4 protein-coding genes are annotated in these 17,187 nt (G+C 72.7%); 2 read left to right on the forward strand and 2 right to left on the reverse strand.

The window, feature by feature from the left end; genetic code table 11:
* The first annotated feature begins 335 nt into the window (after window positions 1-335).
* Both ACW174_RS00265 and ACW174_RS00270 read left to right on the forward strand, forming a co-directional pair.
* Entirely contained in the window at window positions 336-2,078 is a 1,743-nt protein-coding gene (locus ACW174_RS00265; RefSeq protein WP_492015698.1) for an amino acid kinase family protein, read from the forward strand.
* 2 nt (window positions 2,079-2,080) lie between these two features.
* A complete protein-coding gene (locus tag ACW174_RS00270; protein ID WP_492015699.1) occupies window positions 2,081-3,028 on the forward strand; it encodes a homoserine kinase in 948 nt (315 codons plus the stop codon).
* Here ACW174_RS00270 and thrC read toward each other — a convergent pair.
* On the reverse strand, window positions 3,025-4,395 hold the full coding sequence (gene thrC / locus ACW174_RS00275; RefSeq protein WP_492015700.1) for a threonine synthase: 1,371 nt from the start codon (window positions 4,393-4,395) through the stop codon (window positions 3,025-3,027). The two genes, ACW174_RS00270 and thrC, sit on opposite strands and share 4 nt — an antisense overlap.
* Before the next feature lie 61 nt (window positions 4,396-4,456).
* Window positions 4,457-17,143, reverse strand: a complete 12,687-nt coding sequence (locus ACW174_RS00280) for a hypothetical protein (RefSeq protein WP_492015701.1) — start codon at window positions 17,141-17,143, stop codon at window positions 4,457-4,459.
* Window positions 17,144-17,187: the final 44 nt, after the last annotated feature.

Below are 17,187 nucleotides of genomic sequence, written 5' to 3' on the forward strand. Positions count from 1 at the left end.
GAAACTGTGCTTCCGAGGCCATGGACACGGCTTCGTCTCGCAATTTTTCACCTTGCAGGTTGACGGACCCCCGCCTTGTCCGTCAGCCTCCATGCTGAACTTGAACTGAGCAGGTCCTCCGTGAACCGTCTCGACGCCCGCCTCGCCCTCGCCTCAACCGCCTCGTGCGGCGGCGCGATCGTGCGCGTCATTGGCATGACCGGTATGACCACCACCACGCCTCCGGCGGGGACAGGTTAGCGCGCACCAAAGCTCAGGAACGCAAAAACCCAACCCCGCCCGGATCGCTCCGGGCGGGGTTTTTCTTTTCCAGACCTCTCCGAAAGACCGCCGCCATGCCCGCCCAGCTCGCCGTTCTCAAACGTCCCCCGGCCCCCGCCCTTCCCGCCACCGCGCCCGAGGTGGTGGTGATGAAGTTCGGCAGCTCCGTGCTCGTCAATCCCGCCGACGCCCCCAAGGTCGCCTCCGACATCTACGCCGAGGTCCGTCGCGGCCGTCGCGTGGTCGCCGTCGTCTCGGCCCTTGCGGGAGAGACCGACCGCCTGCTGTCCGAAGCCCGCGCGCTCGGTCTCGCCCACGACAACAGCCTCCTGCCCGCCTACGTCGTGCAGGGTGAGGAGCGCTCCGCCGCCCTCGTGGCCTTGGCCTGCGACCGCGTCGGGCTCAGCGCCGCGACCCTGACGGTCCGCGAACTCGGCCTTCTCGCGGAGGGTCCGTGTGAGCATGCCCGGCCCGTCTCGTTGGATCGTGCAGCCCTCGACCGCGCCTTGCTCAAGAACGAAGTGGTCGTGGTCCCCGGCTTCGGGGCCCTGTCTCCGGCGGGCGATGTGGTCCTGCTGGGCCGGGGCGGGTCCGACCTCACGGCCCTCTTCCTCGCCGCCGAGCTGGATCTGGACAGCGTCCAGCTGGTGAAGGACGTGGACGGCCTCTACGACCGCGATCCCAACGTCCACCCCGACGCCCGCCGCTACGATCAGGCCAGTTGGGCCGAGGCCAAGGCCCTGGGCGGCGGTCTGGTCCAGCCGGACGCCCTCGACCTCGCCGAAGCCCGCCGGCTGAAGGTGGAGGTGCGCAACTATCTGGACGGCCACCGTACCGTCGTCGGCCCGGTCGGCGCACCGCCCAAACCCGCGCCCGCCCACCAGCGCCTCCGCGTCGCCGTGGCCGGCTGCGGCGTGGTCGGCGGCGGCGCGTTGGCCCGCCTGCTGGTCGATCCCCGCGTGGAGGTCGTCGGCGTCCTGGTCCGCGATCCGTCCAAACCGCGCGACGTGCCTGGCGCATCCGATGCTCGCCTCGCCCCTCTGCTGGTCTCCAGCCCGGACGCCCTGCTGGATCGCAAGCCGGACATCGTGCTCGAAGCCCTGTCGGAGGCCGCGGCGGGCTATGCGGTGATAGAGGCCGCGCTCTCCCGCGGCGTCGATGTCGCCACGGCCAACAAGCAGGCGGTCAGCGCCAATCCGGACGGCCTGCTGGCGCTGGCGGCCCGCAACGGGGCGAACCTGCTTTGGTCCGCCTCTGTCGGCGGCGGCGTTCCCATGGTCGAGGCCATGCGCTCGGCCCGTGACGCGGCCCCGGTCGCAGCCTTCGAGGCGGTGTTGAACGGCACCGTCAACTTCATGCTGGCCCGGCTCGGCGAAGGCGCCGCCTTCGACCACGCCCTCTCCGAAGCCCGCGCCGCCGGCTTCGCGGAGGAAGATCCCTCCTCCGACCTGCAGGGGCTCGACGCCCTCGCCAAGGTCCGTCTGCTGTCGTTCGAAGCCTTCGGCGTCATGCCAGATGAGGCCGACATCCCGCGCGATGTGCTGGACCCCGCTGACCTGCCGCCCGCCGGGTCGCGTCAGCTCTGTCGCTGCGCGCTGAAAGACGGCAAGCTGGTCGCCTCCGTGCGGCTGGTGTCGAGTTCGCTCGACCCGCTGTTCGCGGAACTGAAGGGAGAGGGCAACGCCTTGAAGATCGTGTCGCACGACGGGTCAGCCGTTCGCCGCCGGGGACGCGGCGCCGGACGCTGGGCCACGGCCGAAAGCCTGCTGGCCGACCTGTCTGACCTCGCCGCCGCCCGCCTGTCGAAAGCCGTCTGACCATGGCTGTCTTCACCCCGGTCAAAGAGGCCGACGCCGAGCCCTTCATTCGCCGGTACGGGCTGGGCGTCCTGCGATCGCTGACGCCCATCGCCGAAGGGGTGGAGAACACCAACTACCGCATGGATACCGACCGGGGCCGGTTCGTCCTGACCCTGTTCGAGGGCCGGACCGACGCGGCCTCCCTGCCCTTCTGCCTCGGCCTGACCGCCCATGCGGCGGACAAGGGTCTGCCCTGTGCACGGCCTGTGATCGCTGACGATGGGGACGCGGTCGGAACCCTGAACGGGCGCCCCGCCGCCGTCCTTGAATGGCTCCCCGGCGCCTGGAAACGCGCGCCGTCGCTCGCGGATCAGCACGCCGCCGGCGACCTGCTGGCCCGACTGCATCTGGCGACCGCCGACTTTCCGCTGACCCGCGCCAACCCGGTGGGCGCCGAGGCCCGCCGCGCCCTGTTCGACCGCTGTCAGACCCGCGCCGACGCCGCGGACCGCGCCTTGCTCGACCGGATGGCGCCCTGGGTCACCGGTCCCTGGGCCGATCCCGGCGCCGCCCTGCCGCGCGGACCGATCCACGCCGACTATTTCCCGGACAACCTGCTGTTCGAGGGCGACACGCCCGGCGGCCTGATCGACTTCTATTTCGCCTGCACCGATGCGCTGGCCTACGACCTGGCCATCGCCCTGTCGGCCTGGGGGTTTGACGCCGACGGCCTGCCTCTGCCCGCCGCGCTCCACGCCTTCCGCGCGGGATATGAGGCCGTGCGCCCGCTCAACCCGGTGGAAGCCGCCGCCCTGCCCGCCCTCGGCGCCGTGGCGGCGGTGCGCTTCACCCTGACCCGGCTGCATGATCGCCTGTTCCACGATCCGACGCGTCTGGTCACGCCCAAGGATCCGGCGCCCTTCCTGCGCCGCCTCGACTGGTGGACGGAACAGAGTTTGGCGGCCTAGCCGATCGCCCCCAACACCGCTTCCAGCGTCGCGTCCACCGTCTCGAACCGCTCCGTCCGGCCCTCAAGGCCCTCAAGCTGCGGCGGACGTTCGGGCGCAAAGCCCAGGGCGGCCTCGACACTGTCCGGGAATTTCGCCGGGTGCGCCGTCGACAGGGCGACCACCGGGCCGGTGCGGTCGATGCGACGGGCGGCATGCAGGGCGACGGCGGTGTGCGGGCAGATCACGCGACCGTTCTCGCGCCAGGTCCGCTGCATCTCCGCCACCGTCTCGGCCTCGCTGACAGACACCGCCGACACTTCGCGCCGCAGGGCGGCCAGCACATCGTCCGGCAGGGTCACCCGCCCCTGTTTGGCGAAATCCTCGAACAGGCCGCGCGTCAGGTCGGCGTCTCGCCCCGTGGCCTCGAACACCAGCCGCTCGAAGTTCGACGGCGCCTGCACATCCATGCTGACGCTGGCGGTCGGCTCAGCCTGTATCCGCTCATAGACGCCAGTGTGCAGGGCCCGCACGAGCGCGTCGTTGCGGTTGGTTGCGGCCACCAGATCCCGGATCGGCAGTCCGCACGCCCGCGCCACCCAGCCGGCGAACGCGTCCCCGAAATTGCCGGTGGGGACGACATAGGTCGCCGGTTCCGCCAGTTTCGACGCCGCCGCCGCATAATAGGGCGCCTGTCCCGACAGCCGGGCCCAGTTGATCGAATTGACCGAGCTGACGCGTCGGTTCGCGTTCAGGGCCTTCGCCCCCAGCAAGGCCTTCACCAGCCGCTGGCAGTCATCGAAATCACCGCGAACGGCCAGGTTCAGGACATTCGACGCCGCCGTGGTGGTCATCTGCAGCCGCTGCATCGGCGACACCCGTCCCAGCGGGTGCAGCACCACCAGATCGATCCGGTCCGCGCCGGCGAAGGCGTTTACCGCCGCCGCGCCCGTGTCGCCACTGGTCGCGGTCACCAGCAGCAGGCGCTCGCCTGAGACCGCCAGCAGGCTTTCGGCCATCCCGGCCACCAGTTGCATGGCCAGATCCTTGAACGCCGCCGTGGGGCCATGGAACAGCTCCAGCACGTGCAGTCCGGGCTCCAGTTCGACCAGCGGCACGACATCCGGATGCAGGAAGCGGTCCTGCACCCGCCGCGTCGCCGCCGCCAGCGCGCCCTGCGGCAGGGATTCGCCGACGAACGGCGTCAGCAGCCGCTCGGCGACGGTCGCATAGTCCGCCTCACCCGCCGTCAGCGCTTCCAGCTCCAGTCGCGGCCAGGCCGACGGCGCGAACAGGCCGCCGTCGGACGCGATGCCGTTGATGACGGTGCCGGCGAAGTCGGTCAGGGGCGAGCGCCCGCGGGTGCTGACATAGGAGGGGGAGGTCATTCCCCATTGGTCCGCAAGTCCGGCGCGCCCGTCAATGACGGACAGGCGCGCCGGCGTCGCTTTAGAACTTCATGCGGACATTGACGCCTGCGGTGTGGCTTTCGACCCTGTCCCCGTACTCGCCCACATAGTTCAGGCGCAGCGAGAGGCCGTGGTTGTTCTCGAACCGGATGTCGGCGCCGACCCGCCATGCCTGATCATCGATCGGGGTGGCGATCAGGGCCGGAAGCGCATCCGGGTTCGATCCGATCAACCGCATCGGCGCCAGCAGATCGTCTTCCGAGTGGAAGACGCCGCCCAGCGTAATCGCCGCCGAAGTGCTGGACGCCTCGCTGTATTCCGAACGGAAGCCGAAGGCGACCTCGGGGTTCAGGGTGCCGACCACGTCGGTGTCGGCGTATCCCTCGACGCCCAGCCCGGCCATGCCCTCCTCGACGAAACCGTCGCGATGCAGCGCCGTGACCGACCCGCGCAGGGCCGGACGAACATAGAAGCCGCCCGCGCCGAAGATGCGGGCCACCTCTGCGTCCGCGCGCAGGTAGCCGGTGTCATTGCCGGATTCACCCAACAGCGGCTCAAAGACGTTGCTCAGGCGACGGGTCTCGTTGTCCTGCCAGCCGCCGCTGATGGACACGCCGAACTGCGCGCCGTCCGGTGCGGTGCGACGCAGGCCGAGGCCCCCGTGGAAGCCGTCGCCCTTGAAGGCGGCCCGTCCGTGATCCACGAAGCTGAGGCCTATGTCGTCGTAGCCCAGGGCGCCGCCCAGCATCCAGCCGCCGCCGGCGAGGTTGATCGGTTGCTCGAACCCGGTGCGGAACCGGGCGACGGAGTCGGCGGTGATGCCGAAATACTCGCTGTCGCCTTCACGTTTGAACTCGCTGGTCTCGACCTGGGCCCAGACGCAGCGCTCGCCGGCCGGGGTCAGGTCCGTGCCGCAGGCGAAGATCTGATCTGCGAAATCGCGGGCCGCGGTGAACTGCAGCACCGACGGCGCCAACAGCGGCTCCGGGTTCAACTCGTTGAAGATGTAGGCGTAAAGATCCTCGTCCCCGACCTGGAGGTTGCCGATCAGCGCCATCAACTGGCCCACGCCCGAGGACCCGCCCAGCGAAATGGCCGAGTCCATGTGCAGGCCCAGATACTGACCGTTGCGGTTCAGGAAGGGCTGACCGAAGTGGGTGTCGAACGCCAGGTGCACGCCGTCGGCGTCCGCCTCGATCCGATAGTCCATGGCCAGGGTGTCTTCGATCTCCAGCCCGTTATCCACGCCCACGCCGCCCGTGGCGAACAGGGTGACGCGGTCGGAGTTCTCCAGCCAGGTCAGGATCACCTCGCCCGTACCGTCGACGGTCGCGTCGCCGGTCACGTTCACGCGGTCCGACGCATACGGCCCGAAGGCCACGTCGAAGGCCAGATTGCCCGTGCCGGTCTGGATGTAGTCCCCGTCCAGCGCCACCGTATTGATGACCCGCGCCCCGTAGAACAGGTTGGTCGAGGGATCGCCGTCGGCGTCCAGGTTGTCGAAGGTCTCGCCGCCGGCCAGATCGATCGGCGTCCGCGAGGCGCTGAGCCCCATCGCGAAATCGCCGGCGTTGGTGAAGGCGCCGCTGCTGCCCGCGCCGTCCTGCAGGTCGATGCTGTTGAAGGCCAGGAAGGTTCCGCCCACGTCGTTCAGCACGGCATTCACGCCGGAGCCCAGATCGATGTTGCCGACGATCAGGCCGGTGTTCTCGACCCGGTCGTCGCCGACCCCGGCGTCGACCGCCAGGCCGGAAATGGCGGAGATCGAGCCGGAGGTCCGGATCAGGTTGGACGCGCCGCCCGCGAGCCGTACGCCGACACCGTCGCCCGTACCGCCCCGGATCAGGTTGTCCGAGAAGACGTTGATATCACCCGCGCCCGCGCCGCCCTCGCTCTGGGCGAAGACGCCGACCGAACCCTCGCCCGGCGCGAAGACCACGCCGGAGATGTTCAGATTGATCGCGCCGCCCGCGCCCGCGCCGCCGGCCGTACCGGCGAAGACGCCGTCGACCCAGCCGCCGCCGCCGCCCAGGCTCTGGGCGATGACGCCGTAGGAGCCGTCGCCGGCGACCACGATATTGCCGGTGTGGTTCAGTCTGATCGCGCCGCCGTTGCCGCTGTTGGCCGTGCTCAGGTTGACCGTCGGAGTGTCGAAGGCACCGAACACCGCGCCGCCGCCGCCGCCGATGGATTGCAGCAGCATGCCGTGCGACCCGGCTCCCATGGTCTGCAGGTCGCCGCTGTTGGTCAACTCGATGACGCCGCCGTCGCCGGACGCGCCCAGCGTGCCGCCCAGGTTCACGATCGGCGCGTTGACGCCGCTCATGAAGGTGGCACCGCCGCCCGCTCCGATCGACTGAACGATCATCAGGGGCGAGTGATCGCCCAGGCTGACGGCGCCGCCGCTGAAGTTCGCCATGACCAGGCCGCCGTCGTTCCCGGCGCCGCCCACGGCGCCCAGGCTGACGGTCGCGACCGTGTCGCCCGGCGCGGCCAGAGGATCGAACAGCACCGGCTGGACCATCGGGATGAGGACGTCGTCCTTGCCCGTCACCGTCGGCAGGACTTGCGGTCCACCCGCGATGACGATCGGGGCGGTCTCGGGGGTCAGGCCCGGCACGGTCGCCGGGATCGGATCGCCGCCGGTCTTGGCCGACAGGACCGGCATGACTTCGGGCGCCGGAGCGACCGGAGCCGCCGGCGCGCCGTTCGCCGCGCCCGCACCGCTGATCGAGACAACGGCGAACCCGCCGCCGCCGCCGATCGACTGCAGGATGGCCGCCGCCGACAGATCCCCGCCGGTGGCGATGCCGCCGACCTGGGTGCGGTTGATGTCGCCGCCGTCCGAGTTCAGGCCGTTGACGCCGCCCAAGCTGACGCCGACGTCGCCCAGCAGGGTCCCTCCAGGGGCCGTCAGGTCCATCACGCCGCGACCGCCGCCGCCGCCGATGCTCTGGAACAGGGCGCCCGGGGCGCCTTCGCCGGTGGTGACCAGATCGCCCGAGTGACCGCCGTTGATGGCGCCGCCCGCGTTATCGACGCCGTCCGTGCCGCCCAGATCGATCTGGAAGGCCAGCGGGGCCGCCGGGAGGAGCACGGTCGGATCGTTCAGCGCGGCCAGGGTGGCCGACAGGCTGACCGTGCCGCCGCCGCCGCCGACCGACTGCATGAAGGCGCCGACACCGTGATCGCCGCCGACACCGAAGGCGCCGCTGCTGTTCACGGTGACCGAGCCCGCGTTCATGCCGCTGGCGCCGTCGGCGCCGGCGCGGGCCGCCACCAGCGGATCCGCCGCCGGAGGCGGGGTGCTGCCGCCGACGAAGGGCACGCCCGGCAGGCCGGTGATGCCCGAGAAGTCGAGCGCCAGCGTGCCGCCGCCGCCGTTGATGCTCTCGGCGTTGATGGCCATGGAGCCGGTGCCCAGAACGGTGATGTCGCCGCTGTGGTTGACCGTGACCGCGCCGCCGATGCCGCCCGCGCCGCCCGCGACCGAGCCGATCAGGGCCGAGACGGCGTTGCCGATGACCATGCTGCCGGGCTCGGCCGTCAGCGAGAAGCCGACGTTGGCGTTGCCGCCGCCGCCGCCGATCGATTGGGCCTGGATGCCGTGGGCGTTGGCGCCGCGGGTGGTGATCGAGCCGCTGTTGGTCACGGTGACCGCGCCGCCGTCGCCGCCCGAACCGCCGAAGCCGCCAATCGTGATCAGCGGGGCGTTGCCCGAGGCGCCGATGATCAGGTTGCCGGCGATGGCCATGCCGCCATTGCCGCCGCCGCCGCCCAGCGACTGGGCGAAGATGCCGTGCGCCGTGTCGCCGGTGGTGTCGATGACGCCGGCGTTGTCGACGATGACCGTGCCCGCCGAGTTGCCGGTGCCGCCGGTGCCGCCGTAGCTGAAGGTGAAGGTGCCGCTGTCGGCGCCCGACCGCATGCCCGTCAGCGACAGCACGGACGAGCCGTTGCCGCCGCCGCCGCCCAGGGACTGGGCGAAGATGCCGTAGGCGCCCTGGCCCTCGGTGATGATCAGTCCGCTGTCCGCCGCCGCGGTCGGACGGTTGATGACGGTGACGTCGCCGCCGGTGCCGCCCGAACCGCCCGAGCCGCCGACCAGAATGGCCAACCGGTGCGAGACCTGCTCGGTGGTGGTGAAGCCGGCCACCACGTCGAGCACCAGCCCGGCGTCGCCGCCGCCGCCGCCGATGCTGTTGGCGCTGATCCCCGCCGCGTCGCGGCCGGTCGTCCAGATGGCGCCCTCGTTGAGCACGGTGACCGTGCTGCCGAAGCCGCCCGATCCGCCCGCGCCGCCGACGTTCACCGTCAGGTCATTGCTGTTGCGCGAGCCCTGCAGACGCGCGTTGATCGACGCGCCGCCGATGCCGCCGCCGCCGCCGATGGACTGGGCGCGGATGCCGAAGCCGTTCAGGCCCTCGGTGGTGATGACGCCGGTGTTGGTCACATCGACCACGCCGCCCTCGCCGCCCGTGCCGCCGCTGCCGCCGACATTGACCGAGACAGTGTTGCTGGTCGACGCGCCCGGCGAGCCGCCGATCTGGAAGGCCACGGTCCGGGCGTGACCGCCCACGCCGCCGCCGCCGCCGATGGCCTGGGCCAGAATCCCGTCCGAGTTCGCGCCATAGGTGGCGATGCGGTCATCATTGGTGACGGTGACGTCGCCGGCCTCGCCGCCCGTGCCGCCGCTGCCGCCGACGCCCACGGTGGCCGCGCCCGCGGCGCGCACGATGGCGTTGGCGCCCGAGCCGCCGACCCCGCCGCCGCCGCCGATCGACTGCGCCAGGATGCCGCGCGAATCTTCCAGACGGGTGACGATCTGGGCGTGGTTGAACACGTCCACGTCGCCGCCGGTCGCGCCTGATCCGCCTTCCAGCCCGACCGCCACACCGGCGCTAAAGCTCTGGGCTTCCTCTCCGGTGCCGCTGGTGTGCGAGACCCCGAGCGTGACGGCCCCGCTGGAGCCGCCGCCGCCGCCGATCGACTGGGCCAGGATGCCCGAGGACAGGCCGCCGTTGGTCTCGATCGCGCCTTCGGCCGTGACCCTGACATAACCGCCGTCACCGCCCGTGCCGCCCTCGCGGCCCAGCACCATGGTGACGTTGTTCTGGGACAACGGCCCCATCGCCAGGTCGAACGAGGCGTTGCCGCCGCCCCCGCCGATGGATTGGGCCCGGATGCCCGAGGAGTTGTAGCCCTCGGTGCCGATGTTGCCCGTGTGATCGACGGTGACCGACTGACCGATCCCCGCCGCGCCCCCGCGTCCGCCGACGGCGAAGCTCAGCGAGTTGGCGTTGCGCATCAGGCCGAGGCTGACGTTCAGGAACGAACTGCCGCCGCCGCCGCCCAGCGACTGGGCGTGCAGGCCGTCCGCGCCGGCGCCGGTGGTGAAGATATTGCCCACGTGGGTGACATCGACGATGCCGCCGTCGCCCGCGTCGCCGCCGTTGCCGCCGATGCCGATGGTCGCGGCCACCGGGTTCTGGTTCGGCGAGCGCACCGTGAGCGCCAGGGCCAGGTTGATCTGGGCCGCGCCGCCGCCACCGCCGACCGACTGGGCCAGCAGACCGGTCGAGCCGTCGCCGAAGGTGCGGACCAGGTGCGGGGTCGCCACGCCGCCGTCCAGGCCGCGGACCACGGTGACGTCGCCGCCGTGACCGCCCGCGCCGCCGAAGCCGCCGACGCCGATGGCGACCGGCTGGCCCATGGGCGCGATGGCGCCCACGGCGTTGATGCCGCCCATGCCGCCGCCGCCGCCGATCGACTGGGCCACGATGCCCATCGAACCGGAGGCGTAGTCGACCGCCACGAACCGGTTCAGGCCCGTGACCGGATCGGCTTCCAGACGCGCATTGACCAGCACGTCGCCGTTCGAGTTCAGCGTCACGTCGCCCGCGTCGGCGCCCGCGCCGCCGTTGCCGCCCATGCCCGCGGCGAAGGCGAAGCCATTGGCCGTGTTGGCGCCGCCCGACAGGGAGATGTTGGCCGCCACGTTCAGGGCGCCCGCGCCGCCGCCTCCGGCGATGCTCTGCACCAGGATGCCGGTCGAATTGGTCCCCTCGACCAGGACCTGGCCGTTCTGGATCACCTCGACGTCGCCGCTGATGTTGCCCGCGCCGCCGGAGCCGCCCAGGCCGAAGACCAGCGAGGGCTCGGTCGTCGCCGGGTCGGAGGTGAAGCCGCCCGAGATGTTGATGCCGCCTGCGCCGCCGCCGCCGCCGACCGACTGGGCCAGGAGACCGCGCGAATTCACGCCGCTGGCGAAGAGGTCGGCGTCGATATCGGCCGTCACGTCGCTGCCGAAGCCGCCGCCGCCGCCGAAGCCGCCGATGCCGGCCACCAGCTGGCCGTCCATCGAGATGCCGCCCGAGATGTTGATCCCGCCCGCGCCGCCGCCGCCGCCGATGGACTGGACGCCCGCCGCGATCCGGTCATCGCCGACCGAGACGACCTGCACCCGGTCCGCGCCCGGGGCCCGGATGGTCAGGTGCGCCGTGCCCGCGTCGCCGCCCAGGCCGCCGAAGCCGCCGATGCCGAGCGTGGCTGTCCGGCTGGTCCCGGCGCCGCCCGGTACGGTCAGGCTGATCTGGCCGGTGACGTTCAGGCCGCCCTGGCCGCCGCCGCCACCCACCGACTGGACCAGCACGCCGTGCGAGCCGTCCGACCGCTCGCGATAGCCCGGAATGAGGAATTCAAGCGCAGGGAAGAAGCCCGTCAGGACGATCGGATCATGGACGATGTCCGCGCCCACGCCGTTGGCGATGACATTGCCGGTGATCGTCGCGGAGGCGCCCAGCGCCGTGCCGCCGTCGCCGCCGAAGCCGCCCAGGCCGAAGCCGAAGCCGCCCGCGCTGCCCTGGGTCGTGCCGGTGATCGAGCCCGAGACGTTGATGCCGCCCGAACCGCCGCCGCCGGCGACGCTCTGGACGATGATGCCGTCCGAGTTGGCGCCGCTGGTGAAGGTGTCGCCGGTGCGGATCAGGGTCGCGGTGTCGGAATTCCCGCCGCCGCCGCCGAAGCCGCCGATACCGATGGTGACCGTGCCGGCCGTGCCCATGCCCAGGGCGATCGAGCCGTTGACGCTCAGTCCGCCCGCACCGCCCCCGCCGCCCAGGCTCTGGACGGTCACGCCGTCCGCCTCGTCGCCCTCGGTCTGATAGTCGCCGATGATCGTGGCGTTGACGAACTGGCTATAGCCGCCGTCGCCGCCGAAGCCGCCCAGGCCGAAGCCCGCGGCGACCGCCGCGCTATTGCCGGCGCTGATCGCGACCTGGCCGTTAATGGTCATGCCGCCGGAGCCGCCACCGCCGCCGACCGACTGGATCAGGGCGCCGTAAGAACCGTTGCCCAGGGTGTTGACGTCGCCCGTCAGGCTGGCCGTGACCGTGCCGGAATAGCCGCCGCCGCCGCCGAAGCCGCCCAGGCCGACCCCGATCGAGCCGTTGACGCCCTGGCTGGCCGCGAAGCCGCCAGTGACGTTGAAGCCGCCCGCGCCGCCGCCGCCGCCGACCGACTGGATCAGGGCGCCGTGGGCCTCTTCACCGGTGGTGATGATGTCGCCGGTCAGGGTGGCGATGACATTGCCCGAATGGCCGCCGTCGCCGCCGAAGCCGCCCACGCCGAGGCCCAGCACGCCGGAGCCGCCGCCGCTGTCGATCGACAGGCTGACGCCGCCGGTGACGTTGAAGCCGCCCGCGCCGCCGCCGCCGCCGATGCTCTGGATGCTGGCGCCGAACGAGCGGTCGCCCAGCGTCAGGATGTCGCCGGTGAAGGTGGTGGTGACGTCACGCGCGAAGCCGCCGTCGCCGCCGAAGCCGCCCACGCCGACCAGCAGGTTGCCGGCCACCGTCTTGGAGCCCGCGATGCCGCCGGTGATGTTGAAGCCGCCCGAGCCGCCGCCGCCGCCGACCGACTGGACCAGCAGGGCCGAGGCGTCGTCGCCTTGCGTCTCGATATCGCCGTTGATGACCGCTGTGACGGATTCAGCGTCGCCGCCGTCGCCGCCGCCGCCGCCCACGCCGACGCCGATGTTGCCTGCGCCGTCCTTGGCGATGCCGATGCCGCCGGTGATGTTGAAGCCGCCGTTACCGCCCCCGCCGCCCAGCGACTGGGCGGTGACGCCGCGGGCGAAGTCGCCCAGGGTCAGGACCGCGCTCAGGTCGTCGTCCGGATCGGCCACGCCGACGTTGACGTTCAGGTTCACGACACCGCCGTTGCCGCCCGTGCCGCCCTGCCCGCCGACGCCCACGCCGACCGTGCCCGCGCCGTTGGCCGCCACCGCGATGCCCGCGCTGACGTTGAAGCCGCCCGAGCCGCCGCCGCCGCCGACCGACTGGGCCAGGATGCCGTCGCTGTCCCGGCCCGCGGTCTGGGTCGTGCCGGTGACGTTCAGCGTCACATGGCCGGAATTGCCGCCGCCGCCGCCCGAACCGCCGATGCCGACGTTGACCGAGCCCGAAACCTGCGCGTTCGCCGAGATGCCGCCCGAGATGTTGAAGGCGCCCGAGCCGCCGCCGCCGCCCAAGCTCTGGGCCACGATGGCGTCAGACTGCTCGCCCAAGGTCGTGACGTCGCCGTTCACGGTCGCGGTCACGCGAACCGCGTTGCCGCCGGTGCCGCCCGCGCCGCCCAGGCCGACCGACAGGCCGACCCCGCCGCCGCCCGAGCCGACAATGTTGCCGGAAACATTGAAGCCGCCCGAACCGCCGCCGCCGCCGACAGACTGGGCCAGGAAGCCGCCCGACTGGTCGCCCTCGGTGAGGATGCCGACCGCCGTCGCGTCGACCGTGCCGGCGTGGCCGCCGCCGCCGCCCGCGCCGCCCAGGCCGACCGAGACGGCGCCCGCATAGCTGCCGCCGCCGCCGATGGTGCCGGCCACGTTGAAGCCGCCGGAGCCGCCACCGCCGCCCAGCGACTGGATGACCACGCCCGCCGACTGATTGCCCTGCGTATAGACCTCGCCGAACGCGTCGCCGGTCACGCCGAAACCGTCACCGCCGGTGCCGCCCGCGCCGCCCAGACCGAAGGCGCCCGCGCCGCCGAAGGTGCCGCCGCCGCCGATCGAGCCACTGACGTTGAAGCCGCCCGAACCGCCGCCGCCGCCCACCGACTGGACCAGCAGGCCGCCCGACTGGTCGCCGTGCGTCCGGATGGTGTCCGCGCTGCCGATCACGATGCCGCCTGCGCCGCCGCCGCCGCCCGAGCCGCCCAGGCCGATGGACAGGCCGCCGCCGAAGGTGCCGGCCGCGCCGATGGAGCCGGCGACATTGAAGCCGCCCGAACCGCCGCCGCCGCCGACCGACTGGATGGTCACGCCGACCGAGCGGTCGCCGAAGGTCTCGACCCCGCCGCGGATATGACCCGTCACGCCGCCGCCGATGCCGCCGCCGCCGCCCGAGCCGCCCACGCCCGCCGAGGCGCCGAAGGAGGCCGTGCCGGAGGCGGTGACCGCCGCCGAGACGTTGAAGCCGCCGCCGCCGCCGCCGCCGCCCACCGACTGGATCAGGGCGCCGCCCGCGTCATGGCCGCGAGTCAGAATCGTCCCGTCGAACTCGGCGTCGACGATGCCGCCGGCGCCGCCGAGGCCGCCCGAGCCGCCCACGCCGACCGAGACCGCCGCGGACGCCGCGCCGGCGCCCGAGCCGGTGATCGCGACCGAGAATCCGCCCGTGCCGCCGCCGCCGCCGACCGACTGGGCCAGCAGACCCGTCGAAAACTGGCCGTCCGTCTGGATCGCGCCGCCCGAGTTGACCTCGACCACGCCGCCGAGGCCGCCGTCGCCGCCCGCGCCGCCCAGGCCGACCGCGAAGGCGCCCGCGACGGTTTCACCGCCCGAGAAGGCCATCGACACGGCGAAGCCGCCCGAACCGCCGCCGCCGCCCACCGACTGGGCGAACAGGCCTTCGGAGTAATCGCCTTCGGTGATGATGGTGACGTCGCCGTCCACCGTCACATGGCCGCCCATGCCGCCCGCGCCGCCCTGTCCGCCGACCGCGGCGCTGGCCGCGATGCCGTAACCGCCGGAGACCTGGACCGCGAACCCGCCCGAGCCGCCGCCGCCGCCCACCGACTGGGCGAACAACCCGCGCGACCGGTCGCCCTGGGTGTAGATCACGGGCGAGACGGTCTGGCTCACGCCGCCGATCACGACATTGCGGTCGAAGAAGTTGACGTCGACGTCGCCGCCGACGCCGCCCGAACTCCCGGTTCCGCCGATAGCCACGCCCACGAAGGCGCTGACCGAGGCGGCGAAGCCGCCGTTGCCGCCACCGCCCCCGACCGACTGGGCGAAGACGCCGTGCGCGTCATCGCCGTGAGTGGTCAGGTTATTGTAATTGTTGACGGTCACCAGACCGGAGCCGGCGCCCGGGCCGCCCGATCCGCCGATGGTCAGGAAGACGCCGCCGGTCGAGCCGCCGTCGCCGCCGCCGCCGCCGATCGACTGGACCTGCAGGGCGTGAGACCGGTTGCCGAAGGTTTCGACGCCGCCGGTGTTGGTCACGGTCACCGCCGCGCCCGTGCTGGCCGCCGAGCCGCTGCCGCCCAAGGCGACCAGACCGCCGCCGTCGCCGCCCGCGCCGCCGCCGCCGCCGACCGACTGGGCGAAGACGCCGCGCGCATAGTCGCCGTGAGTCGTGATCTGACCGTTGTTGATGACGGTGACGACGTTGCCGTTGCCGCCCGCGCCGCCGGTGCCGCCCAGCGCGGCCACGCCGCCGCTGGTGGAGCCTGTGCCGCCGCCGCCGCCGACCGATTGGGCGAAGATGCCGTCGCCGCCGCGCGACCAGGTGGTGATGACGCTGTCGCCGGTCGTGGTGACGGTCACCGTGCCCGCGCCGCCCGCGCCGCCGCCGGAGCCGCCGAGGGCCACGAGACCTCCGGCGCCCAGGGCGTTGCCGCCGCCGCCGCCGATCGACTGGGCGAAGATGCCGCGAGCGTCGAGGCCCAGCAGGCCGGTGGGGTCGTTCTCAACGCCGGTGGTGATGACCGCGCCGCTTTCGACGGTCACGTCCAGACCGGAGCCGCCGCTGGTGCCGCGCGAGCCGATGGCCACCAGACCGCCGCTGATGCCGCCATTGCCGCCGCCGCCGCCGATCGACTGGGCGAAGATGCCGTGAGAGGCCTCGCCGGTAGTGGTGATGAAGCTGCCGCCCTCGGCGAAGACCCGGGCCATGCCGCCGTTGCCGCCGGTGCCGCCGCCCGAACCGAGCGAGGCCAGGCCGACGCTGAAGCCGCCTTCGCCGCCGCCGCCGCCGATCGACTGGGCGAACAGGCCGTAGGAGGCCGCGCCCGACGTATAGACCTCGGATCCCGCCATGGCGCGAACCGTGGCCGTGCCGCCGTTGCCGCCCGCGGCGCCATCGTCGCTGAAGGTCACCAGACCCACGGCGTTGCCGGCGTCGCCGCCGATGCCGCCGATGCTGCGCGCCGTCACGCCGGACGAGCCGTCGCCCGTCGTGGTGATACGGCCATAGTTGATCGCTTCCGCCGCGCCGCCTTGGCCGCCGGTATTGCCCGCGCCGCCGTCGCCGAACAGGCCGTAGCTGCCGCCCCCGCTGCCCGCGCCGCCGCCCAGCGACTGGGCGTAGACGCCGTGCGACGCCCTCCCGCTGGTGGTGATGTTGCTGTGGTTGGTGACGGTGGCGCTGCCGCCGCTGCTGCCGCTGCCGCCGGCGCCGCCGCTGGAGAAGCCGTAGCCCGAGCCGCCGGGGCCGCCCACGCCTGCCCGGCTCTGGGCCATGACGCCATGGGCCCCGTTACCCGAGGTCGAGATATTGCCGACGTGGGAGGTCAGGTTGACGTCGCCCCCCGCGCCGCCGCGCCCGCCCGAGGCGCCGCTGGCGCCGAGGTAGCCGTCGCCGCCGGAGCCGCCGTTGCCGCCCACACTGGCCACGATGATGCCGGGGCGATCATTGGACGCCGTGCTGATGTCGCCCCAGCTCGCCGGGACGTCCACCGTGATGTCGTCGCCGCGCGTGCCGTCGCCGCCGCCATTGGCCGAGACGAACAGGGCGCCGTCGCGTCCGCCCCCGCCGCCCGCCGCCTGGCGCACGTCGGTGTAGGGATTGTTGTCGCCTGCGCCGGTCGGCACCGGCAGAGGCCCCGCGGGCCCGCCGCCGGGATTGGTGCTCAGCGAGGTGACCGCGGGCACGACTTCGCCGTTCGCCAGCGTCACCGCGGTGACCCGGCCGGACACGATGGTCTGGGTCGCGATGGCCGAGGACACCGAGGGGTTGGTCGGGCTCGGGAGGACCGCGCCGACCGTGATGGTGGTCAGGATGAACTGGTCGCCGGTCACGATGACGCCGTTCGCCACCACGGCGGTGACGGTGACGTTCAGGCCGGTGTCGGGGTGCACCACGGTGTCGCCGACATTGACGCCCAGCGGCAGGCTGATGACCGGCGCGTCGGAGGGAACATCCGTCGCGGCGGCCGCGGCCATGGGCCAGAAGGCGGCGCCGGCGGCGACGATCGCGGCGATGCGGCGCAGGTTGCGGGTCAGCCGCCGGTTGCGCACGGCGTCCGCGGCGCGGGGACGCCGGGTCTCGCCCGCTTCAACCAGTCGAAGGCGCAGCCCCCACAGCGCAGCGGCCAGCGCGCCCTCCCCGTCGGCGGGATGTCCATCCAGCAAAGCCCACAGGCTTTCCAGTTCGGTGATGGAGGCCTGCCGGGATTTCGCCGGGATGCGTTCGGGTTCGAGCCCGGCCGTCAGTTGATCCACGAGCACAGCAAGGCGCGTGAATCGGTTCGCTCGCAACGACCGCA

This window comes from Brevundimonas sp. AVps31, assembly GCF_058681355.1.

Excerpts from the sequence above, each read along its gene's own strand:
- thrC (WP_492015700.1), bottom strand. The coding sequence starts at position 4,395 with ATGACCTCCCCCTCCTATGTCAGCACCCGCGGGCGCTCGCCCCTGACC.
- ACW174_RS00270 (WP_492015699.1), top strand. The coding sequence starts at position 2,081 with ATGGCTGTCTTCACCCCGGTCAAAGAGGCCGACGCCGAGCCCTTCATT.
- ACW174_RS00265 (WP_492015698.1), top strand. The coding sequence starts at position 336 with ATGCCCGCCCAGCTCGCCGTTCTCAAACGTCCCCCGGCCCCCGCCCTT.